The organism is Allocoleopsis franciscana PCC 7113, from assembly GCF_000317515.1.
GTDB lineage: Bacteria > Cyanobacteriota > Cyanobacteriia > Cyanobacteriales > Coleofasciculaceae > Allocoleopsis > Allocoleopsis franciscana.
Map to the genome: position 1 here is coordinate 6,349,156 of NC_019738.1, position 17,915 is coordinate 6,367,070.

Below are 17,915 nucleotides of genomic sequence, written 5' to 3' on the forward strand. Positions count from 1 at the left end.
AAATCCAAAATGGTATTAACCGATAACCGCAATACATTCAATTTCGACCAACACATCCTTAGGCAAACGGGAAACCTGAACACAGGCACGCGCTGGGGCGGAGGCTTCGTCGAAGTATCGGGCATAAACTTGGTTCATGGCAGCAAAATCATTCATATCTGCCAGAAAGACCGATGTTTTCACGATGTCTTGAGTTGTCGCACCTGCTGCCGTCAGGATTGCTTCTAAATTCGCCATCACCTGTTCGGTTTGCTGGACGACATCATTGCCCCCCACAATCTCACCCGTTTTGGGGTCGAGGGGAATTTGACCGGCGACAAAAATTAATTGACCACTCGCGGCGATCGCTTGATTATAAGGGCCAACGGGTGCAGGTGCGTTGTCGGTACGAATCACGTTTCGGGTCATAGTCTTGAGTCCAGGGAGGTCGATTCAGCAAATTGTCCCAAAAAACAATAGCAGTTATCGCCCACTTGTTCTAGTATGATCGACCTCACCCCCCTAACCCCCCTCGCCTCTTAGGAGAGGGGGGAATCAAGAAATCAAGAGGGTTTTGCTCTTACAGTCAATTTGCCTGAATTCAATCTGTGGCGTGGGCAAGTGGGTACAGTTGTTGAAATTCTTGCCGATGGTAGGGCTTTTGAAGTTGAATTTAGCGATGCCTGCGGCGGGCTTCGCCTACGCACAGGACGCACTTACGAGTCTCTTGGTTTATGTCCAGAGCAAATTATGGTGCTGCATTTTGAGCCAATATCTGGTGATGTTGCAGCTTAACAAAATAAGGGGTGATAAGCCTACAGCATGGCTTCGCTTACCGCTTCTCGTGCGGCTTCAGCTTTGGGGGAGTGAACTTCGGGGAGGATGCGTTAGCGAAGCGAGGCGTTTATCTAACGTTCCCGAAGGGTAACACGCTACAAGCAAGAGTTTGTTGGTAGTTGTGGTTGTGAGTAAAAGTAGCAGTCAGTAGTTATGATACATGTAATAGCTTAAAAACAAGTATCAACTTTCTTATTTTTCTATCAATCATCAATTAATGATTTATGCATATCAATAAATTACATATTCAAAACTTTAGATGTTTGAAAAGAATTGATTTTAATTTTACACCTGATAATATAGTTGTAATAATTGGTATTAATGGAGCAGGTAAATCATCAGTATTAGATTGTATAGCTAGCCTTTTAATTCAACTCGAAACACGAATAATTAAAATTGAACCATTTGAATATTCTGAAATTGACAGTATCAATATTAATCAAAAAATAAATAGTTTTTTGACAGTAGATGATATTAATGACAACGCTAAACAAGTTGATGTGTCTATTGAAATCTCAACCGATTTTAATGACAGTATATCTTGGAAGGTCACAAGAAGTTTAATTGAGAAAGGCCTTGAAGGAGATTACAATCAATTAAATCATTATATTGAGTATCTGCGTCGAAAATTAGAGTCAAATTCAAACTTTAATTTGCCTTTAATGATATATTATAGGACTCGTAGAATAACATTAGATTCTAAATCTAGAATAATATTAGATACTAAATCTATTGATTTGGATAATTTAGATAGTAAAGTTTACCCATTCAAAATTAATCAATTGAGTGCTTACAGTGGAAGTTTCAATCCAGAAGTAAATAATTTTCAAAGGTTTTTTACTTGGTTCAGACAAGAGGAAGATTACGAAAATGAAATTCGGTTAAGAGAAGATGATAAGTATAGAAATCCAAATTTAGAGGTTATAAGAAAAGCTTTAGAAAGATTTCTAGAGGGATTTCCAAGCAGCCATTTTTCTAATCTGCGGGTAGTCAGGTCAACATCCCAGAGAAACCTGAATTTTAATCATAGTAGGATTCCCTCTTTTTTAACAATTACTAAGAATAATCAGGACTTTAAGTTAGAGCAACTCTCTGAAGGAGAAAAGATGCTTTTAATGTTGGTTACTGACTTGGCAAGGCGTTTGTCAATTGCTAACCCAGGTTTGGGAGTTGAGGCTTTACATGGTAAAGGCATAGTTTTGATTGATGAAATAGATCTACATTTACATCCTCAGTGGCAAAGAATGGTGATTCCTAGCCTGACGCAAACCTTTCCTAATTGTCAGTTTATAGTTACTACTCACTCTCCTCAAGTTTTGAGCAATGTTAAAAGAGAAAATGTCTTTATTTTAGAAGATTATAAACTAGTAGAGGTAACGCCTTATACTTACGGCAGAGATAGCAATTCAATTTTATATGAATTAATGGATGTGAGCGCACGACCAAAGGAAGTTCAGGATAAAATTAATGCTTGTTTTGATTTGATAAATGAAGAAAAATTAGAAGAAGCAAAAAGTAAACTGCAAGAACTAGCAGATTTACTGGGTGAATACGATTCCGAAATCGTTAGGGCTAAAACACTAATTAATTTTTTAACCGAGTAAAGTGAAGCATATTGTCAAAGGTAAGGAACCTCAATCATTACTGGAACATCGCTTAAAATCTCATGCCGATTACAACAACTATTCTGAAAAAGATGATCTGCGACAATCATTGCTGACTGAGCAGGGATACATTTGTTGCTATTGTATGGAGCGCATTGCCAAAAACAAGATGAAAATTGAGCATTGGCGATCCCAAAGTATTTATCATAATTTACAATTAGATTACCAAAATCTGCTTGGTGCTTGCCAAGGCAATCAAGGCCAACCTCAACATTTACAACATTGTGATACAAGAAAGGGTGAAATCGAAATTACGATTAATCCTACTGACGCTAGTAGAAGATGTGAGAATTTAATCAAATATCGCGGCAATGGTCAAATCTACTCGGATGATGTAACTATTAATCGCGAATTAAACGAAGTTTTGAACCTCAATCTAGAAACTTTGACTAAAAATCGTAAAGCAGTTCTGGATGCTGTTATTCTCGGCTTGCAGAAAAAATATCCATCTAAGTCTTGGACAGTAGCCATTTTAAGTAAAGAAATTGCCAGATATAGTAATATAAATGAGAAGTCTCAATATGAACCCTACTGTCAATTCATCATTTTTTGGTTGAACAAAAGGTTGTCGGTAGAATCAAAGAAAAAGTAAAGGTTAAAAGCCCAAACCGTTGGTGCATAGTGCTACTTCGGTAGGCTGTAACCCAAATTTAGCAGAGCATCGCGGAACTGGGTTTCAGATGCCGTTGGCACAACTAAAGAGCGATCGCCTAAAAAGGTAGGTAATCAACCACATTCAGCCATTCCTCAGATTCTGAAGCCAGAGCAATCAATTCCAAATCTTTGACAAATTGCCCAAGCGTACCCCCTAACTGATGTCCAAATATCAACCCTGCAAAAGGTCGTTCCTGACGCTGCCAATCTTCAGCTAATGCTTTAAAACGAATATCCTGAGTGAACAAAACTCGACCCAGTGAACTAGCACGTTCCAGAAGTGCCTCATCAGTTAACTCTGCTGAACTGTCTTCAATTGCAGTGAGAACATCTATACCACGACGACGCAATTGATCTGTAATAGCTTGAGGTACATGAACGTCCATGTAGAGTGCGATCGCCACTTATAACAATCCTCTTGCCTTCATTCGCACAAAGAAAGGAGAAGGTGATGCTTGTGATTTTGCCTGTTGCGCTTGCTCCCATTCCAGGCGAATTTCATTGTCAACCTCATCCTGGCGATCAAAGTAATACACCATCGCCGCATGAGCTTCTGATAGCGTCAGGTAAGGATGCTGTCGGCACATTTCTTCCACAGACCAACCATAAGCCAAATAATCCATGACAATCTGAGCGACACGCACACGCGGTATCCGCTGTAACCGTGCGGGTTGACCTTCCGCTTTCTCGATATGAGGATAAATTACTCCTGGTGTCATGGCATTGGTTTTGAATCCCTACTGAAGCCTAGAATAACAAGTCTAAGTGAGCAGAGCTATTCTGTAAGGAATTATCTTTCATTCGTTTTCTTCATCACTAGGAATTGCCCTAGCCCAAATAATCTGCTCGACTGTCAAAACCAACTCTGGGAAAGTGCCTGAAACAATCTGCTCACTACCAGCGAACTCTGTACCTTCATACAGTTCCTCAACCAGGGTAAAAATCGTCACCTTTGATGTCAGTGGGTCAACGACCCAGTATTCTGGAATGTTTAAAACGTTGTACTCAACACGCTTAGCGCGATAATCTACAATCTTTGTCGATTCGCTAACGACTTCGATCGCTAAAATCGGAGGAGGTTCGTTGAGTTCAATGACAGCCTCGCGGGTTCTTAACTCGCGCCACTGCTGGGTAGGGATAACGGTCAAATCGGGAATGCGGGAGGTATCCCACTTGCCTGCACGAGGAGAACGCACACCAATCGCCACGGGTCGAACAATCCAGTCGTGTCCGCTACGCCCAATTTCGGCATCGATTTGCCGATAGAGAAAGTCAATGATTTCGACCTGTTGCCCGGTGCCAATACTCATTGCCACTAATTCCCCGTTCACCAACTCGTAGCGGGTATCAGTCCCGTCTGAGTAAGTCAGATACTCCTCAAAGGTTAGTTTCTTAGTCGTTACAGTCATGGTCGCCCCCTTCGGAGCATCTAGTTCGGTAGGCTGTAACCCAACTTTAACAGAGCATTTTGCCACAACCCAAGAGCGATCGCGTTAACCAGGCGGGGCGTAGCCCAGCGCAGCTACTTTCAGCAGATTGCTATTTCTTCATTAGAATACTTGCATAAATCGCTACAACCTCAGTGATAAGTACAATAACTACGTAGTCAACTCCCAACCCCCAATCCCGATTAAGGTTGTTCTACTTCTATTGAGACAACGCTGGCTCTATGCGTATTTTATTTTTACATTCCAACTTTCCAGCCCAGTTTCGGCACCTTGCTGTCGCCTTAGCCCAAAACTCCAATCATAAAGTTGTCTTCGGCACGACTCGCAAAGAAGGGGCGCTTCCAGGTGTCTATAAAGCTATCTATACCCCCTCCCGCGAAGCTCACCCCCAAACTCATCACTATGTGCGATCGTTAGAAGGTGCAGTGCTTCAGGGTCAAGCCGTCTATCGTCTGGCTGACCAACTCAAGGCTCAAAGTTTTATCCCAGATGTAGTCTACGCTCATTCGGGTTGGGGGCCGAGTTTATTTATCAAAGATATTTTTCCCAAAGCTAAGCTTCTTTGCTATTTTGAATGGTTTTACCATGCTCACGGTTCAGATGCTGACTTTGACCCCAGTGAACCCCTGACGGCTGATGATGAAGCCCGGATTCGCATCAAGAATGCTCCCATATTAATTGATCTCTATAGTTGCGATCGCGGACTTGCTCCCACCTATTGGCAACGACAGCAATTCCCACCGGAATATCACAACAAAATTAAGGTTCACCATGATGGCGTGGATACCCAATTCTTCCAGCCCCAACCAGGCGCGAAGTTATTCCTACCCCGCATCAATCTAGACTTGCGAGAAGTCCCTGAAATTGTGACCTATGTAGCGCGGGGAATGGAACCCTATCGAGGATTTCCCCAATTAATTGAGACTGTAGCATTGCTGCAAAAGCGACGCCCTCAGTGCCATGTTGTGATTGTGGGAGAAAACCGCGTGGCTTATGGCAGGACGCTACCCGACGGCAAAACATACAAAGATGTAATGCTGGAAAAAGTGCCCCTCGACCTCAATCGAGTCCACTTTACCGGTTTGCTCCCTTACCCGGAATACTTGCAAGTTCTCCAAGCGAGTTCCGTCCATCTTTATCTCACCCGCCCCTTCGTTTTGTCCTGGTCAATGCTAGAAGCACTATCCGCCGGTTGTTTGGTGGTGGCTTCTAATACAGCGCCAGTGACGGAGATGATTCAGGACGGTATAAATGGTCTGCTGGTAGACTTTTTCGATACCCAAGCCATCTGCGATCGCATCGAGTACGCCCTTGACAATCCCACCCAAATGGTATCCATTCGCCATCAAGCGAGGGAAACCATTTTAGAGCGTTACGATTTGGCTCAATTATTACCACAACACTTGCAGTGGATACAGGAAATTACTGAACAATGAAAACAGCCGCGATTCTTTATCAGCCAGACGGATTCGAGACTCAAGGTCAGCGCTTAATGGGTCGTCAAGCCGCAGGTGAGGGATTCCTCAAAGCCTTAGCGCGTCATGGTAAGGCAGAATCTCTGTATTGTTCGACCAAGGACAAGGCAGGATTTGAAGCCTTTTCTCAACAGGTTCGCCCTTGGTTATCGAACTCTCGCCCAATTCGCTGGCTGCCGGCGGGTAATCCCGTCGCCTTAGCAGAAGCCGGCACTCTCTACAGACCCGACCCGCTGATTAGTGAACTCGCTTGGCAACGGCGCTTTGCCAATCAACAGGCATACAGCCTCTGTGGCGTTACCCATACTCTGGCGAGTAAAGGGGCAATGGAGGGTATTGGGAACCTGCTGATTGCCCCGATCCAGCCTTGGGATGCTGTGATCTGCACCTCTAGGGCGGTCAAAATGATGGTGGAACGGCTTCTCGGAAGTTGGGCTGAGTATCTCGCTGTGCGCCTGGGTGCTAAACCTGCCGTTCAGTTCAGGTTGCCGGTGATTCCCCTCGGCATCGATTGTGAGGCGTTCCCCCAAGGTCAGGTTGCCCAAGAAACTCGGAGTCAGTTGCGCCAAAAACTGGGAATTGGCCCGGATGACCTCGTGGTCTTGTTTGTCGGTCGGCTAATCTTCAATGCCAAAGCCCATCCCGTCCCTATGTATCTGGCGATGGAACGGGCAGCCCAAGCGACTAAGTCTAAGGTGCATCTGATCCAGGCGGGTTGGTTTGAAGACCAGCAACAGGAAGTGGCCTTTAAAAACACGGCCTCTGTTTTTAGCCCTACCGTTAACCATCTGTTTGTGGATGGACGGCAACCGGAGATTCGCCAAGATATTTGGTCTGTCGCAGATGTCTTTATCTCCTTGGCAGACAATATCCAGGAAACTTTCGGGCTAACTCCGGTTGAGGCGATGGCGGCAGGTTTACCGGTTGTTGTGGCAGATTGGGACGGTTATAAGGATACGGTACGCCACGAATTGGATGGTTTTCGGGTTCCTACTCTGATGCCACCTCCTGGATGCGGTTTGGATTTTGCCGCGAATTATCACGATGACAATCTGAACTACAGCACCTATGTCGGTCACATTAGTCAGATGACGGCGGTGGATGTGGATGCCTGTACTGAGGCGTTAACCGTTTTATTGACCCAGCCAGAAGTCCGACAACGTTTGGGAGAAAATGGTCGAGTTCGTGCGCGTGAAATCTATGATTGGTCGGTGGTGATTGGGGCTTATGAAGCCCTGTGGGAAGAATTAGCTGAATTACGGACAAAAGCAAAAGTATCAGCGCCTGTGGCTGCGGAAAAACCGCCCCATCCTTTGTGTGACGACCCCTTTCATCTGTTATCTCATTATCCGACCCAGAGTTTGGGACAGGATATGGTTCTAGGTTTGGGTGCGATGGCGGCACCGGAAAAATTGCAGGCACTCCGCACCAGTTGGATGACGAACTTTGGGGCAGACAAGCGATCGCCAACTGCGATGATTGATCAGGTACTAGAAGCGATCGCAAAAGAAGGCTCTATCAAAGTAGCTGACATTCTACAGCGCTTCGCTGGCTCGGAACTGGGGGCTGTGGTCTATCTATCCCGAACTTTGGTGTATCTGCTCAAGTTTGATGTATTGCGACAGGTGCGCTGAACAGGTCAGGCTAGGGGTAGGCACTAGACCTGCCCCTACAGATTCCAACACAGCTTTTGTACAAAACTATCAGCTAGCAGATGTGTTCGGTTGAGTTAAGTAGGTAGGCACAAATAAACGCAGGTATGTCAACAAATGTTAAGAGCCTAAAACCCTCTTCCCTTCTGCCTTCTGCCTTCTGCCTTCTGCCTCGCCTCAACGACAAATATTAATGCCCACCTACTTAATATATCCTGGCTGTTTTACAGTAAGCCCAAATCCTTGCTGAGGATTGTGTTCGTAGGTTCGGTTTTGCTGCGAGCAGATGATACTTGAAAACGGGTCACTAGAGTCCTTGGCTTTACCTTGTCGCCGATAGAATCACCTTGCAAATTTTCAATAAATGCGGTAGCTTCTTGATAAACTCTTGCAAGATATCTTACCGTAGAGACCTATTGAGGTTAATAACCCCAGTTCCAGCAGGATCGTCTGGTGAAATTGCCGTGACCAAAATTAGCCTGTAGCTAGGCACAACACCTGCTGACCCAATGGTCTGTTACAGCTAGCGGAACTCGTGGTTGTCGGTCTTCAAAAAAGCTGCTGAGTCTAGGAGCTATCTAATCTAATGGGTCTGAGAGGGACATCTGCACATTTTTAACACCATGGCTCATCCTCGTTTTTTCAAAGACTGGCCTGCTCCTGTACGGATTCTGATTCGACCGATGTGGTTCATCTCACTCGGATTGCACGCCCTACTGCTGAGTATACCAATCCCTTCTCAACAACAGGCTGAGTCGCCTTCTGAGAAAAAATCTGTCAAAGTGACGCAGTTGCCTCCTCCGGCTTCTCCTCAACCCTCTCCCACGGTTCAACAACCCACACCTTCCCCTGTCGTGCAGCCGAGTACGTTCATACCCGTCAGACCCACTCCTAGAGTACAGCCGAGCTCATCACTGATTATTAAACCCTCTCCACGACTTCAGCAACCTCAGCCGTCTCCTACTATGGCGCAAAACACGCCAACCCCAAGTCCGACACCCACGCCAAGTCCAACTCCTACACTAAGCCCAACTCCTACACCAAGCCCAACTCCTACACCAAGCCCAACTCCTACACCAAGCCCAACTCCCACGCCAAGTCCGACACCAGATGATACATTGGCAGAGTTTCCCCAGATTGAGGGAGCTCAAGCGGGTTGTAATGGTTTACTAGGGTGTTGGCAAACACCGGAAACGCAGTGGCGTTATGTATCAAGCAATCTCGAACAGAAGCTAGAAGCTAAAGGGTATGAAGTGAAGGCGTTAGATCTCGAAGATGACACAGGAAGAAGAGTATATGAGGTGTCTAAGGCTGGTGAGATCAAGTATTATCTCAACGTACTTTCCACAAACCGAGGCACAGTGTACAGAATTTCTCAAGAGCCACTGACCCGCGAAGAACTCAATCAGGCGGCAGCGCTCTAGGCAACTGCAATAATGACATGGAAAAACCGATTCGATATGCACCTACCCCTTCGGGAACCCTCAGCCGCAAGCCAGTATTTCCCCGCGTGCGTTTCAGTGGTTGGACAGTTCTGGTTATGGCGATCGCTTTTTTGATATCGACGCCAGTCCTATTTGTATTAAGCAACATCTTCACGGACTCTGGCGAGGTGTGGAAGCATCTAGCAGAAACAGTCTTGTGGCGTTATATCACCAACTCGTTTTGGTTGATGATGGGGGTCGGCTGTGGTGTGTTAGTGATTGGGGTGGGGACGGCATGGCTGGTAACAATGTGTCGCTTTCCAGGGAGTCGTCTATTTGAATGGGCACTATTGCTCCCTCTGGCTGCACCGGCTTATGTGTTGGCTTACACCTATACGGACTTTTTGGAATTTTCGGGGCCTGTACAAACAGCACTGCGTAATCTGTTCGGTTGGGGGTATGGAGACTATTGGTTTCCCAATGTGCGATCGCTTTGGGGAGCCATTGTCATGCTGACATTAGTTCTGTATCCCTACGTTTATCTGCTGGCGCGGGTTGCCTTTTTAGAGCAATCGGTATGTGCTCTAGAGGCCAGCCGGACGCTGGGTTGTGGCCCTTGGCGGAGTTTCGCGACCGTTGCCTTACCTTTGGCACGACCTTCCATTGTTGCTGGTTTAGCACTCGCTCTGATGGAAACTCTAAACGACTTCGGCACCGTGCAGTATTTTGGTGTTGATACCTTCACGACTGGCATCTATCGGACTTGGTTTGGATTGGGTGAGCGAGTGGCGGCGACTCAACTGGCAGCTTTTCTGTTGTTATTCATCCTTTGGTTGATTTTGCTGGAGCGTTGGTCGCGTCGTCGAGCGCGATATTATCAGAGTGCCGCCGCACACCGCCGACTGCCGAGTTATCAACTCCGGGGAATACGGGCTATCGGTGCTGGATTGGCTTGTTTTGTCCCCCTCGCTCTGGGTTTTCTGCTGCCAGCCGTCATTCTGCTGGATATGACCCTTAAAAATGCCGAAATTACACTAGATCAGCGCTTTTGGGGCTTTGCCCGTAATAGTTTCATCCTCGCTGCACTCACTGCTGCTTTGGGAGTCGCGATCGCAATTGTAATGGCCTATGGGTTACGTCTGCGATCAAATGCAGCGATGCGTCTCTCAGCACGCGTTGCTTCAATGGGTTACGCTGTGCCCGGTTCGGTGATTGCGGTAGGTATCCTCATCCCTATTGGTGGGCTGGATAATGCGATCGATGCTTGGATGCGAAGCCGCTTTGGCATCTCAACGGGTTTGCTCTTAAGTGGCACCATTACCGCGCTGGTATTTGCTTATTTAGTGCGTTTCCTTGCCGTTTCCTTCAGCACTGTTGAAGCAAGTCTGGGCAAAATCAAGCCGAGTTTAGATGATGCGGCGCGATCGCTCGGATGCAACTCAACGAGTACTCTAGTTAAAGTACATATCCCCCTCATGTGGGGCGGTTTGCTGACGGCAGGAATGATGGTGTTTGTGGATGTGATGAAGGAACTGCCGGCCACCCTGATCGTTCGACCTTTTAACTTTGACACCCTAGCCGTTCGAGTATACAATCTGGCTTCCGACGAGCGGTTAGCGGAGGCAGCAGGGCCAGCACTAGCGATCGTCGCGGTGGGGATTATACCCGTCATTCTTTTGAGTTTGAGGATTACTGGGTCTCGGAGAAATCAAATTGATAGTTAAATGATGAAACCAAGAATTCTTGTTCCATTGCTGTTGCTCTTCACCCTTTGCAGTTGTAAAGGGTCGGGAAACGAAGTGGAAAAATTGAAGGCGCAATTAAAAGAAACTAAAAAATGCCCCGGTTGCGAATTGAATAGCGTTGATCTGACTGGCACAGATTTGACTGGCGCTGATCTGGCTGGGGCAAAGCTCAATGATGCTAATCTCAGTGGTGTAAAGCTGAATAATGCTAATCTCAGTGGAGCTTTCCTAGATAACGCAAAGCTCAATGATACCAATCTCAATGGTGCCAACCTCAGTGGTGCGGGGTTAGCGGCAGCAAATCTCAAGAATGCCGACCTCAGTGGTGCCAATCTTAGTAGTGCTTACTTAAAGGGAGCAGACTTAAGTGGTTCTCTTTTGAACAATGCCAACCTGAAAGAAGCAGACTTAAGTACTGCCAAGCTAGAGGGTGCCAAGCTAGAGGGTGCGAACCTCAGTGGCGCAATCATGCCTGATGGCACCCTTAAAAAATAACTGTTTGAACACTTTTTACTCTTTACTTGTGTTATATCAAGTTACAAATTGCTATCAATAAAAAGGCGTACCCCTTGCAAAGAGTACGCCTTTTTATATCATTTCTATTTACATCGGAATTATTCAAAAAAATCAGAGTCTGTCTGCGTTAAAAGTATGATTCCAATGCAAAATAAATCGATATTGATGGCAACAGTCAAGATGTTTGTGCTGAGTTTCTATTTTACTTCCATCCAGCACGATCCATGATTTTAAGGGCGTCCGGATTGTTCTTACCAAACACGGCAGCAAGAGTTTTATCATCGCCCTTTAATTGCCCAAATGTCTTTACAACATCAGCCGGAGCGACACTCTTAATGACAGGGTATTCATAGTTGTTCTTGGCAAATATTTCTTGAGCTTCTGGACTTGCCAGGTACTCAATAAACTGTTGTGCTCCCTGTTTATTTTTGGAAGTCTTGACTACAGCCGCGCCACAGATGTTAACGTGGGTACCCCGATCTCTCTGATTGGGGAAGAACACGCGAACTTTTTGTGCGATCGCTTTTTCTTCCGGCTTCTTGGAATTCGCAAGACGGGCGACGTAGTAATGGTTAGCGATCGCAATGTCCCCTACACCATCCGCAACTGCCTTAATTTGAGCCGTATCATTGCCTTCCGGGGGACGGGCGAAGTTGCCAACAAGACCACGTACCCATTCCTCAGTTTTTTCAGGGCTATGTGCTGCGAGTAACCACCCCACGAGAGACTGGTTGTAGACGTTACTTGATGAGCGCACGAGGATTTTACCTTTCCATTTAGAATTGGCTAAATCTTCGTAAGTTGACAGTTGGGATGGATTCACCCTGTCTTTGTTGTATACAATGACTCGCGCCCGCCTCGAGAGACCAAACCAGGTCTTGTCCGGGTCTCTAAGGTTTGCTGGAATGGCAGTGTCCAGCACCCGCGAAGAAATAGGTTGCAAGATACCAGCTTCTTTTGCCCGCCATAGGTTACCAGCGTCCACAGTAACTATCACATCGGCTGGGCTATTGGCACCCTCGCTTTTAATCCGTTCGATTAATTCTTCAGCTTTAGCCTCAACTAAGTTGACCTTGATGCCGGTCTTTCTGGTAAAGCTTTCGTATAGTGCATTATCTGTGTCATAGTGACGTGCGGAATAAAGGTTAATCACTTTTTCCTGGGCAATACCAGGGGCTGGCTGAGTCAAATGTCCCACCGTCACTACAAGTAGGGCGGTGATGGCAGCCATCAAGACACGTCGAGTAATTTTCATCTTCTCTGTTAGTATTTTTGTTTGATTTTTACCTTCGAGGTATTGTACTACTAATGCAATTAATTCTTGATTAATCCCTAAACATTTTTCTACCTTATAACTGGGGAGTGGTGGTTTCAGGTTTTACATTAGATAAAAATATTTGTCAAGCCCCTGGTTTAATTGTGAATCTATTGCAGCAAGTCGATTCCTACCAATAGCCTTGGGAGTGAGTTACTTAAGTCCAATGAACTGATTGGAGTGCAATCTGTACAACCGTTGCAACTTTCGGGATACACGAATCGAGCGATCGCATCTATAAATGAAGTGGCGCACCCGCCGTTGGGTACGCCTGATTTCCATACAAAGCAAACACAAACAGTAGGGACGTTTTGACCGAACGTCTCTACTTCCACCCAGAGCGATCCATCAGCTTAACCGCTTCCGGATTCTTTTCACCGTAAGCAACAACTTTGAGATTCGATTCTTTAAAATCTCCAAAGCTAGCAACCGCAGGATTCGGCTTCAAACCTGAAGCTACAGGGTACTCATAACTACCATTTGCAAAGATTTCTTGTGCTTCTGGAGTCGCTAAGTACTCAACAAATTTGATGGCATTTTCCTTATGGGGAGCCTTAGCGGTGACACCAGCCCCACTAATATTAATATGAGTGCCGCCCTCGTTTTGATTGGGGAAGAAAACCCCAACTTGGGAAGCCGTTTTTTGCTCTTGAGCGTCTTTTGAATCCTTCAGTCGCCCTATATAGTAATGATTCACGATCGCAACATCACATTGACCGGCTGCCACCGCTTTGATTTGTGCTGTATCGTTGCCTTCCGGTGGACGGGCAAAATTACGCACTAAGCCTTTTGCCCATTCTTCAGTCTTTTCAACACCCTTGGTTTCAATTTTTGAGGCGACGAGAGACTGATTATAGATATTATCTGAACTGCGGACACAAACCCGCCCTTTCCACTGGGGTTGAGCTAAGGCATCATAAGTTGATAGCTGGTCTGGTTTTACCTTGTCTTTGTTATAAACAATCACACGCGCTCGCTTTGCCAAACCAAACCAGTACCCTTCTGGACTACGCAGATTTGCGGGAACCGCCGACTCTAGTTTGGCGGAGGAAATCGGTTGCAGAACGCCTTCCTTCTGTGCTCGCCAGAACCCACCCGCATCAACAGTAATCAATACGTCAGCTGGGCTGTTTGCCCCTTCACTTTTGATGCGTTCAATTAGTTCGTCGGCTTTGCCTTCAATCAGATTTACCTTGATACCCGTCTGTTTGGTAAAGTTTTGGTACAGCGCATTGTCGGTATCGTAGTGACGGGATGAGTAAAGGTTAATTTCGCCTGCGTTAGCTTTGTTCGCTGTCGCGTTATTGGCATCAGCGTCTGCTTTAGGTTGCTCAGTGGAACAGCCCACTGTGCTTAGAAGCGCCAATCCAGAGAATAGCGCAACTACACTGCGTTTAGTAACGTTCATTCGCGATCGCTTTTCCTCGTAACTTTCTCGATTAATGAATGCGGTCAAGTTGCTGACTTGAGTATTTTACCGTTAATGCGATAGATTCTTAATAGTTTAATGAAAAAATCTCTTGAGTAAATCTAGAGCCTCGTGGAAGCACGGTATACCGTTATCCCTAAATTTCCTGGTTTACATCAGTTTTCAAGTTCATCAAGCTGTAGCCTCTTATGAGGCTCTACTTCCTAGATTGACAGACTGAACCCCATATGTGAAAAGCGCACAACGAAGTCCTGAAAATTGCTTATTACCAGACGGATTTCCGCGAAATTCTCTAAATAACGGCAATACAATCAATTTCTATCAGAACGTCTTTAGGTAAGCCGGACACCTGTATACAGACACGAGCAGGAGCTGTTGCCTGATCAAAATATTTGGCATAAACCGCATTCATTACGGCAAAATTATTCATATCTGCCAGATAAATAGTGGTTTTGATGACATTGTGAAACGTAGCACCAGCCGCTATAAGAATTGCGCCGATATTTGTCATCACTTGTTCTGTTTGTTTGGCAACATCGTCAGTGTAGACAATGCCATTGAGTCTCATGTCGATCGCAATTTGCCCTGAAATAAAGATGAGTTGACCGGAAGATGCGATCGCTTGACTATAGGCTCCCACAGGAACCGGAGCTTTATCGGTAAAAATAACTTTACGCGTTGCTGCTATCTGTGTTGTTGAGTTGTTCCCAGAGGCTTCCAGATTATAGATTTCTCCGTCAGGCATTATCGCCTCACTGAAATCTGTATCCTCAAGGCAAGCACCATAGATATTTGCGTCGGTTAAGTCGGACTTTTTAAAATTTGCTCCTTTCAGATTCGCGTTCATCAAATCTGCTTTTTGTAGACTTGCTTTTTCTAGATTTGCCCCTCGCAGACAGGTATTTCTAAGTTTTGCTTGTACAAGGGATGCTCCGGTTAGATCCACTTCAGCCATGTTTAAACCTGACAGATCCAACTGCAAATTTACTGCTCGCAGTTTGGCAGCTTGTAGATTTGCATCTTGAAGTATCACTCCAGATAGGTTTGCTCTACTCAGATCAGCTCCAACTAACTGTGCCCCCATTAGATTGGCAAGTGTCAGGTCGGCTTCCCTCAAATCAGCTCCAACTAACAGTGCCCTTGTCAGATTTACACGACTTAGGTTTGCACTACTCAACTTAGCTTGATTTAAGTTGGCATTACTCAAATCTACCCATGAGAGTTTTGCCCCACTCAAGTTAGCATCACTAAGGTCTGACCCACTCAGCTCTACTTTACTATGCTGGCCTGCGCTCACCACTGCACTTAAATTTGCACCTTTCAAGGATGCTCTAGTAAACTTGGCGTAGTCAATTTTTGCCCTATTAAGAGTTGCCCCACTCAAGTCTGCTATTTGCAAATTTGCCCCGGTTAGGTCAGCCTCAGATAGATTGGTTCCAGTCAGGTCTGCACCTCTTAAATCTATCCCTTGGAGGTTCGTATTTTTAAGGTCTAGTCCACTCAGATTTTCTGCCTTGAAGTTCCGCTCACCTTTGGCATATCTTCCTAAAAGTTCATTAGCATCCATCGTTAGCCTCTCAATTCCCCTTGATTTAGTTTAATCTCAAGGATTTTGCAGCTCTGCTAAGACAATCGCGGACGTATCCCATAATGCCGATAATGCCAGTAATCCTTCAGTATCTTGTTATGGTCAAAACAAAGCTGGTCGGGAATATCCCAAGCGTGAAAAATTCCTAAATTTTTAGCATCATCAGCCGCTTGAGGCTCACCGGTTCCCGTGGCAATAAACACAACACTAAGAGTATGCTGACGAGGGTCACGGTTGGGGTCTGAATACATGTGAAACTGCTCAATCAGCTCAACCTGCAAACCAATTTCTTCCTGCGCTTCCCGCACCGCTGCGGTTTCTACAGTCTCCCCATAATCCACAAAACCGCCTGGAATTGCCCAACCTAAGGGAGGATTTTTGCGTTCGATCAAGATAATCGGTCGATGAGGTCGGTCTACTAACTCAATAATGATATCAACGGTGGGAACAGGATTTCGGTAGGTCACGAGCTGAGCCAATAAATCTATCGCATGTCGCACTCAGCATAACTGGAGTAGTGAAGACAAATCTAGTCCCAAGTGTTAATTGAGGTTATCACAATCACATGACTTGGGAATGATCCTCAATCTGTCTCTACCGTGATAGTGTCTTAAAAATTGCTTCCTCTGATATTTGCTTATGCCGTTTCCCAGATCTAGTGGTATTCTACTTCATCCGACTTCCTTACCTAGTCGCTTTGGTATTGGTGACTTAGGCTTAGAAGCTTATAAATTTATTGATTTTTTAGCACAGAGTGACCAGCAACTGTGGCAAATCTTACCTTTAGGACCCACGGGATATGGCAACTCTCCTTATATGTGTTACTCATCAATGGCGGGAAATCCGCTGTTGATTAGCCCAGAAAAACTGCAAGATCAGGGGCTACTAACGGATGAAGATTTTGCCAATCTGCCGGAGTTTCCCGTTGACCGTGTAGATTATGAGCGGGTGAAGCAAACGAAGATGCCGATGCTTCGTAAAGCCTGCGATCGCTTCCAAGCGAATGCCTCAGAAGTGGAAAGAAAGCAATTTTCAGGGTTTTGTGACGCGACAGCGAGCTGGCTAGAAGATTATGCTTTGTTCATGGCGCTGCATGATACCTTTGAGGGCACAAGTTGGCATACTTGGGAACCGGAAATTGCTAAGGCTCATCCAGAGGCGATCGAGAAGTGGCGGCAAAAGTTAAGCGCCCAAATCTATTTCCACCAATACTTGCAGTTTGAGTTCTTCCGCCAGTGGTCGGAGTTAAAGCAGTACGCCAACTTGCATCATATCCAGATTATTGGTGATATCCCGATTTATGTGGCGCATAATAGTGTGGATGTCTGGGCGCATCGGGACATTTTTGCGATCAATGAACAGACCGGTGAAGCCGCTTTGATGGCAGGGGTTCCCCCCGATTATTTCAGTGAAGATGGCCAGTTATGGGGCAATCCAGTTTACAAATGGGAGTCGTTACAGCAGGATAACTTCCGATGGTGGGTGCAACGTGTTCAGGCAACACTGGATTATGTAGACATTGTTCGGATTGACCATTTCCGAGCGTTTGAGTCTTACTGGGTGGTTGAACAGGGCGAAACTACTGCCAAGAACGGGAAGTGGGTTGAGGCACCGGGAGAGGCATTTTTTAAGGTATTGCAAGAGAAGGTGGGCAATCTGCCGATTATTGCGGAGGATTTAGGCACCATCACGCCTGAAGTGTTAGCCTTGCGCGATCGCTTTGAGTTCCCTGGTATGAAGATTTTGCACTTTGCTTTTGGTGGAGGTCCCGATAATCCTTATTTGCCTTTTAACTATGGGCGTAATTATGTCGCTTATAGCGGTACTCACGATAATGACACAACAGTAGGCTGGTTCAATCAGCTTTCACAACACGAAAAGGATAGTTTATTACTTTACTTAGGAAGTATTAGCCCTGATGGTATTCAGTGGGATTTAATCCGTCTTGCCCTCAGTAGTGTAGCCAACCAAGCAATTATTCCAGTGCAAGATCTCTTAGGTCTGGGTACAGAAGCTCGGATGAACTTTCCGAGTAAAGCGGAAGGTAATTGGGAATGGCGCTATCGACCCGATGTGTTGACCGGAGAATTACGCGATCGCCTCAAAACCCTCACTTACATTTATGGTCGTGCCCCAATTCGTTCTTAAGTGTTAGTTGTTAGTTTCTAGCTGTTAAATAATCACCTAAC

General features: G+C 45.7%; 17 protein-coding genes and 1 pseudogene. 10 read left to right on the forward strand and 8 right to left on the reverse strand.

Annotated features, from left to right (window positions below; translation table 11 throughout):
- Positions 1-15: 15 nt before the first annotated feature.
- Positions 16-408: a RidA family protein gene (locus MIC7113_RS26070; RefSeq protein WP_015185193.1), complete on the reverse strand. Its 393-nt coding sequence runs from the start codon at positions 406-408 to the stop codon at positions 16-18.
- A gap of 147 nt (positions 409-555) precedes the next feature.
- Between MIC7113_RS26070 and MIC7113_RS35080 the strand changes: the two are divergent.
- From MIC7113_RS35080 to MIC7113_RS26085, 3 genes and pseudogenes are all read left to right on the forward strand, one after another.
- Positions 556-774 (forward strand): annotated as a pseudogene (locus tag MIC7113_RS35080) (DUF4926 domain-containing protein); the annotation flags it as partial.
- Positions 775-1,040: 266 nt separating this feature from the next.
- Positions 1,041-2,420, forward strand: a complete 1,380-nt coding sequence (locus tag MIC7113_RS26080) for an AAA family ATPase (RefSeq protein WP_015185194.1) — start codon at positions 1,041-1,043, stop codon at positions 2,418-2,420.
- A gap of 1 nt (position 2,421) precedes the next feature.
- A complete protein-coding gene (locus MIC7113_RS26085) occupies positions 2,422-3,072 on the forward strand; it encodes a retron system putative HNH endonuclease (protein ID WP_015185195.1) in 651 nt (216 codons plus the stop codon).
- A 118-nt stretch (positions 3,073-3,190) separates the two neighbouring features.
- On the opposite strand, the gene MIC7113_RS26090 is transcribed toward MIC7113_RS26085, so the two are convergent.
- The 3 genes from MIC7113_RS26090 to MIC7113_RS26100 all read right to left on the reverse strand — a co-directional run bounded on the left by MIC7113_RS26090 (position 3,191) and on the right by MIC7113_RS26100 (position 4,543).
- Complete coding sequence (locus MIC7113_RS26090; protein WP_015185196.1) at positions 3,191-3,538, reverse strand: DUF5615 family PIN-like protein; 348 nt, start codon at positions 3,536-3,538, stop codon at positions 3,191-3,193.
- Positions 3,539-3,853 (reverse strand): DUF433 domain-containing protein, encoded by a 315-nt coding sequence (locus MIC7113_RS26095; RefSeq protein WP_015185197.1) that lies wholly within the window; start codon positions 3,851-3,853, stop codon positions 3,539-3,541.
- 78 nt (positions 3,854-3,931) lie between these two features.
- Positions 3,932-4,543 carry a Uma2 family endonuclease gene (locus MIC7113_RS26100; protein ID WP_015185198.1) on the reverse strand — a complete coding sequence of 204 codons (612 nt, stop codon included), beginning with the start codon at positions 4,541-4,543 and terminating at the stop codon, positions 3,932-3,934.
- Between the two features lie 260 nt (positions 4,544-4,803).
- Here MIC7113_RS26100 and MIC7113_RS26105 point away from each other — a divergent pair, with 260 nt between their 5' ends.
- From MIC7113_RS26105 to MIC7113_RS26125, 5 genes are all read left to right on the forward strand, one after another.
- Positions 4,804-6,018: a glycosyltransferase family 4 protein gene (locus MIC7113_RS26105; RefSeq protein ID WP_015185199.1), complete on the forward strand. Its 1,215-nt coding sequence runs from the start codon at positions 4,804-4,806 to the stop codon at positions 6,016-6,018.
- Positions 6,015-7,691, forward strand: a complete 1,677-nt coding sequence (locus MIC7113_RS26110) for a glycosyltransferase family 4 protein (protein ID WP_015185200.1) — start codon at positions 6,015-6,017, stop codon at positions 7,689-7,691. Before MIC7113_RS26105 ends, MIC7113_RS26110 begins: the two co-directional genes overlap by 4 nt.
- A 641-nt stretch (positions 7,692-8,332) precedes the next feature.
- Positions 8,333-9,133 carry a hypothetical protein gene (locus MIC7113_RS38325; protein ID WP_015185201.1) on the forward strand — a complete coding sequence of 267 codons (801 nt, stop codon included), beginning with the start codon at positions 8,333-8,335 and terminating at the stop codon, positions 9,131-9,133.
- A gap of 17 nt (positions 9,134-9,150) precedes the next feature.
- On the forward strand, positions 9,151-10,857 hold the full coding sequence (locus MIC7113_RS26120; RefSeq protein WP_015185202.1) for an ABC transporter permease: 1,707 nt from the start codon (positions 9,151-9,153) through the stop codon (positions 10,855-10,857).
- A complete protein-coding gene (locus tag MIC7113_RS26125; RefSeq protein WP_051055805.1) occupies positions 10,858-11,373 on the forward strand; it encodes a pentapeptide repeat-containing protein in 516 nt (171 codons plus the stop codon).
- Positions 11,374-11,596: 223 nt separating this feature from the next.
- On the opposite strand, the gene MIC7113_RS26130 is transcribed toward MIC7113_RS26125, so the two are convergent.
- The gene (locus tag MIC7113_RS26130) at positions 11,597-12,649 is read right to left on the reverse strand and encodes a Fe(3+) ABC transporter substrate-binding protein (RefSeq protein ID WP_015185204.1); all 1,053 of its coding nucleotides are present in this window, start codon (positions 12,647-12,649) and stop codon (positions 11,597-11,599) included.
- Between the two features lie 240 nt (positions 12,650-12,889).
- Here MIC7113_RS26130 and MIC7113_RS38780 point away from each other — a divergent pair, with 240 nt between their 5' ends.
- On the forward strand, positions 12,890-13,024 hold the full coding sequence (locus MIC7113_RS38780) for a hypothetical protein (RefSeq protein WP_256374775.1): 135 nt from the start codon (positions 12,890-12,892) through the stop codon (positions 13,022-13,024).
- Between the two features lie 10 nt (positions 13,025-13,034).
- On the opposite strand, the gene MIC7113_RS26135 is transcribed toward MIC7113_RS38780, so the two are convergent.
- The 3 genes from MIC7113_RS26135 to MIC7113_RS26145 all read right to left on the reverse strand — a co-directional run bounded on the left by MIC7113_RS26135 (position 13,035) and on the right by MIC7113_RS26145 (position 16,193).
- Positions 13,035-14,117, reverse strand: coding sequence for a Fe(3+) ABC transporter substrate-binding protein (locus MIC7113_RS26135; RefSeq protein ID WP_015185205.1), 1,083 nt, complete (start codon positions 14,115-14,117; stop codon positions 13,035-13,037).
- A gap of 313 nt (positions 14,118-14,430) precedes the next feature.
- A complete protein-coding gene (locus MIC7113_RS26140; RefSeq protein WP_015185206.1) occupies positions 14,431-15,705 on the reverse strand; it encodes a Rid family detoxifying hydrolase in 1,275 nt (424 codons plus the stop codon).
- Positions 15,706-15,761: 56 nt separating this feature from the next.
- Positions 15,762-16,193 carry an NUDIX domain-containing protein gene (locus tag MIC7113_RS26145; protein WP_041781296.1) on the reverse strand — a complete coding sequence of 144 codons (432 nt, stop codon included), beginning with the start codon at positions 16,191-16,193 and terminating at the stop codon, positions 15,762-15,764.
- A gap of 172 nt (positions 16,194-16,365) precedes the next feature.
- Between MIC7113_RS26145 and malQ the strand changes: the two genes are divergently transcribed.
- Positions 16,366-17,874, forward strand: coding sequence for a 4-alpha-glucanotransferase (gene malQ / locus MIC7113_RS26150; RefSeq protein WP_015185208.1), 1,509 nt, complete (start codon positions 16,366-16,368; stop codon positions 17,872-17,874).
- The last annotated feature ends 41 nt before the right edge of the window (positions 17,875-17,915 follow it).

Bases quoted from the DNA above. Each gene is read 5' to 3' on its own strand.
- MIC7113_RS26095 (WP_015185197.1), bottom strand. From the start codon at position 3,853: ATGACACCAGGAGTAATTTATCCTCATATCGAGAAAGCGGAAGGTCAA.
- MIC7113_RS26105 (WP_015185199.1), top strand. From the start codon at position 4,804: ATGCGTATTTTATTTTTACATTCCAACTTTCCAGCCCAGTTTCGGCAC.
- MIC7113_RS26120 (WP_015185202.1), top strand. From the start codon at position 9,151: ATGGAAAAACCGATTCGATATGCACCTACCCCTTCGGGAACCCTCAGC.
- MIC7113_RS26125 (WP_051055805.1), top strand. From the start codon at position 10,858: ATGATGAAACCAAGAATTCTTGTTCCATTGCTGTTGCTCTTCACCCTT.
- MIC7113_RS26140 (WP_015185206.1), bottom strand. From the start codon at position 15,705: ATGGATGCTAATGAACTTTTAGGAAGATATGCCAAAGGTGAGCGGAAC.
- MIC7113_RS38325 (WP_015185201.1), top strand. From the start codon at position 8,333: ATGGCTCATCCTCGTTTTTTCAAAGACTGGCCTGCTCCTGTACGGATT.
- MIC7113_RS26110 (WP_015185200.1), top strand. From the start codon at position 6,015: ATGAAAACAGCCGCGATTCTTTATCAGCCAGACGGATTCGAGACTCAA.
- MIC7113_RS26135 (WP_015185205.1), bottom strand. From the start codon at position 14,117: ATGAACGTTACTAAACGCAGTGTAGTTGCGCTATTCTCTGGATTGGCG.
- MIC7113_RS26070 (WP_015185193.1), bottom strand. From the start codon at position 408: ATGACCCGAAACGTGATTCGTACCGACAACGCACCTGCACCCGTTGGC.
- MIC7113_RS26130 (WP_015185204.1), bottom strand. From the start codon at position 12,649: ATGAAAATTACTCGACGTGTCTTGATGGCTGCCATCACCGCCCTACTT.
- malQ (WP_015185208.1), top strand. From the start codon at position 16,366: ATGCCGTTTCCCAGATCTAGTGGTATTCTACTTCATCCGACTTCCTTA.
- MIC7113_RS26080 (WP_015185194.1), top strand. From the start codon at position 1,041: ATGCATATCAATAAATTACATATTCAAAACTTTAGATGTTTGAAAAGA.
- MIC7113_RS26100 (WP_015185198.1), bottom strand. From the start codon at position 4,543: ATGACTGTAACGACTAAGAAACTAACCTTTGAGGAGTATCTGACTTAC.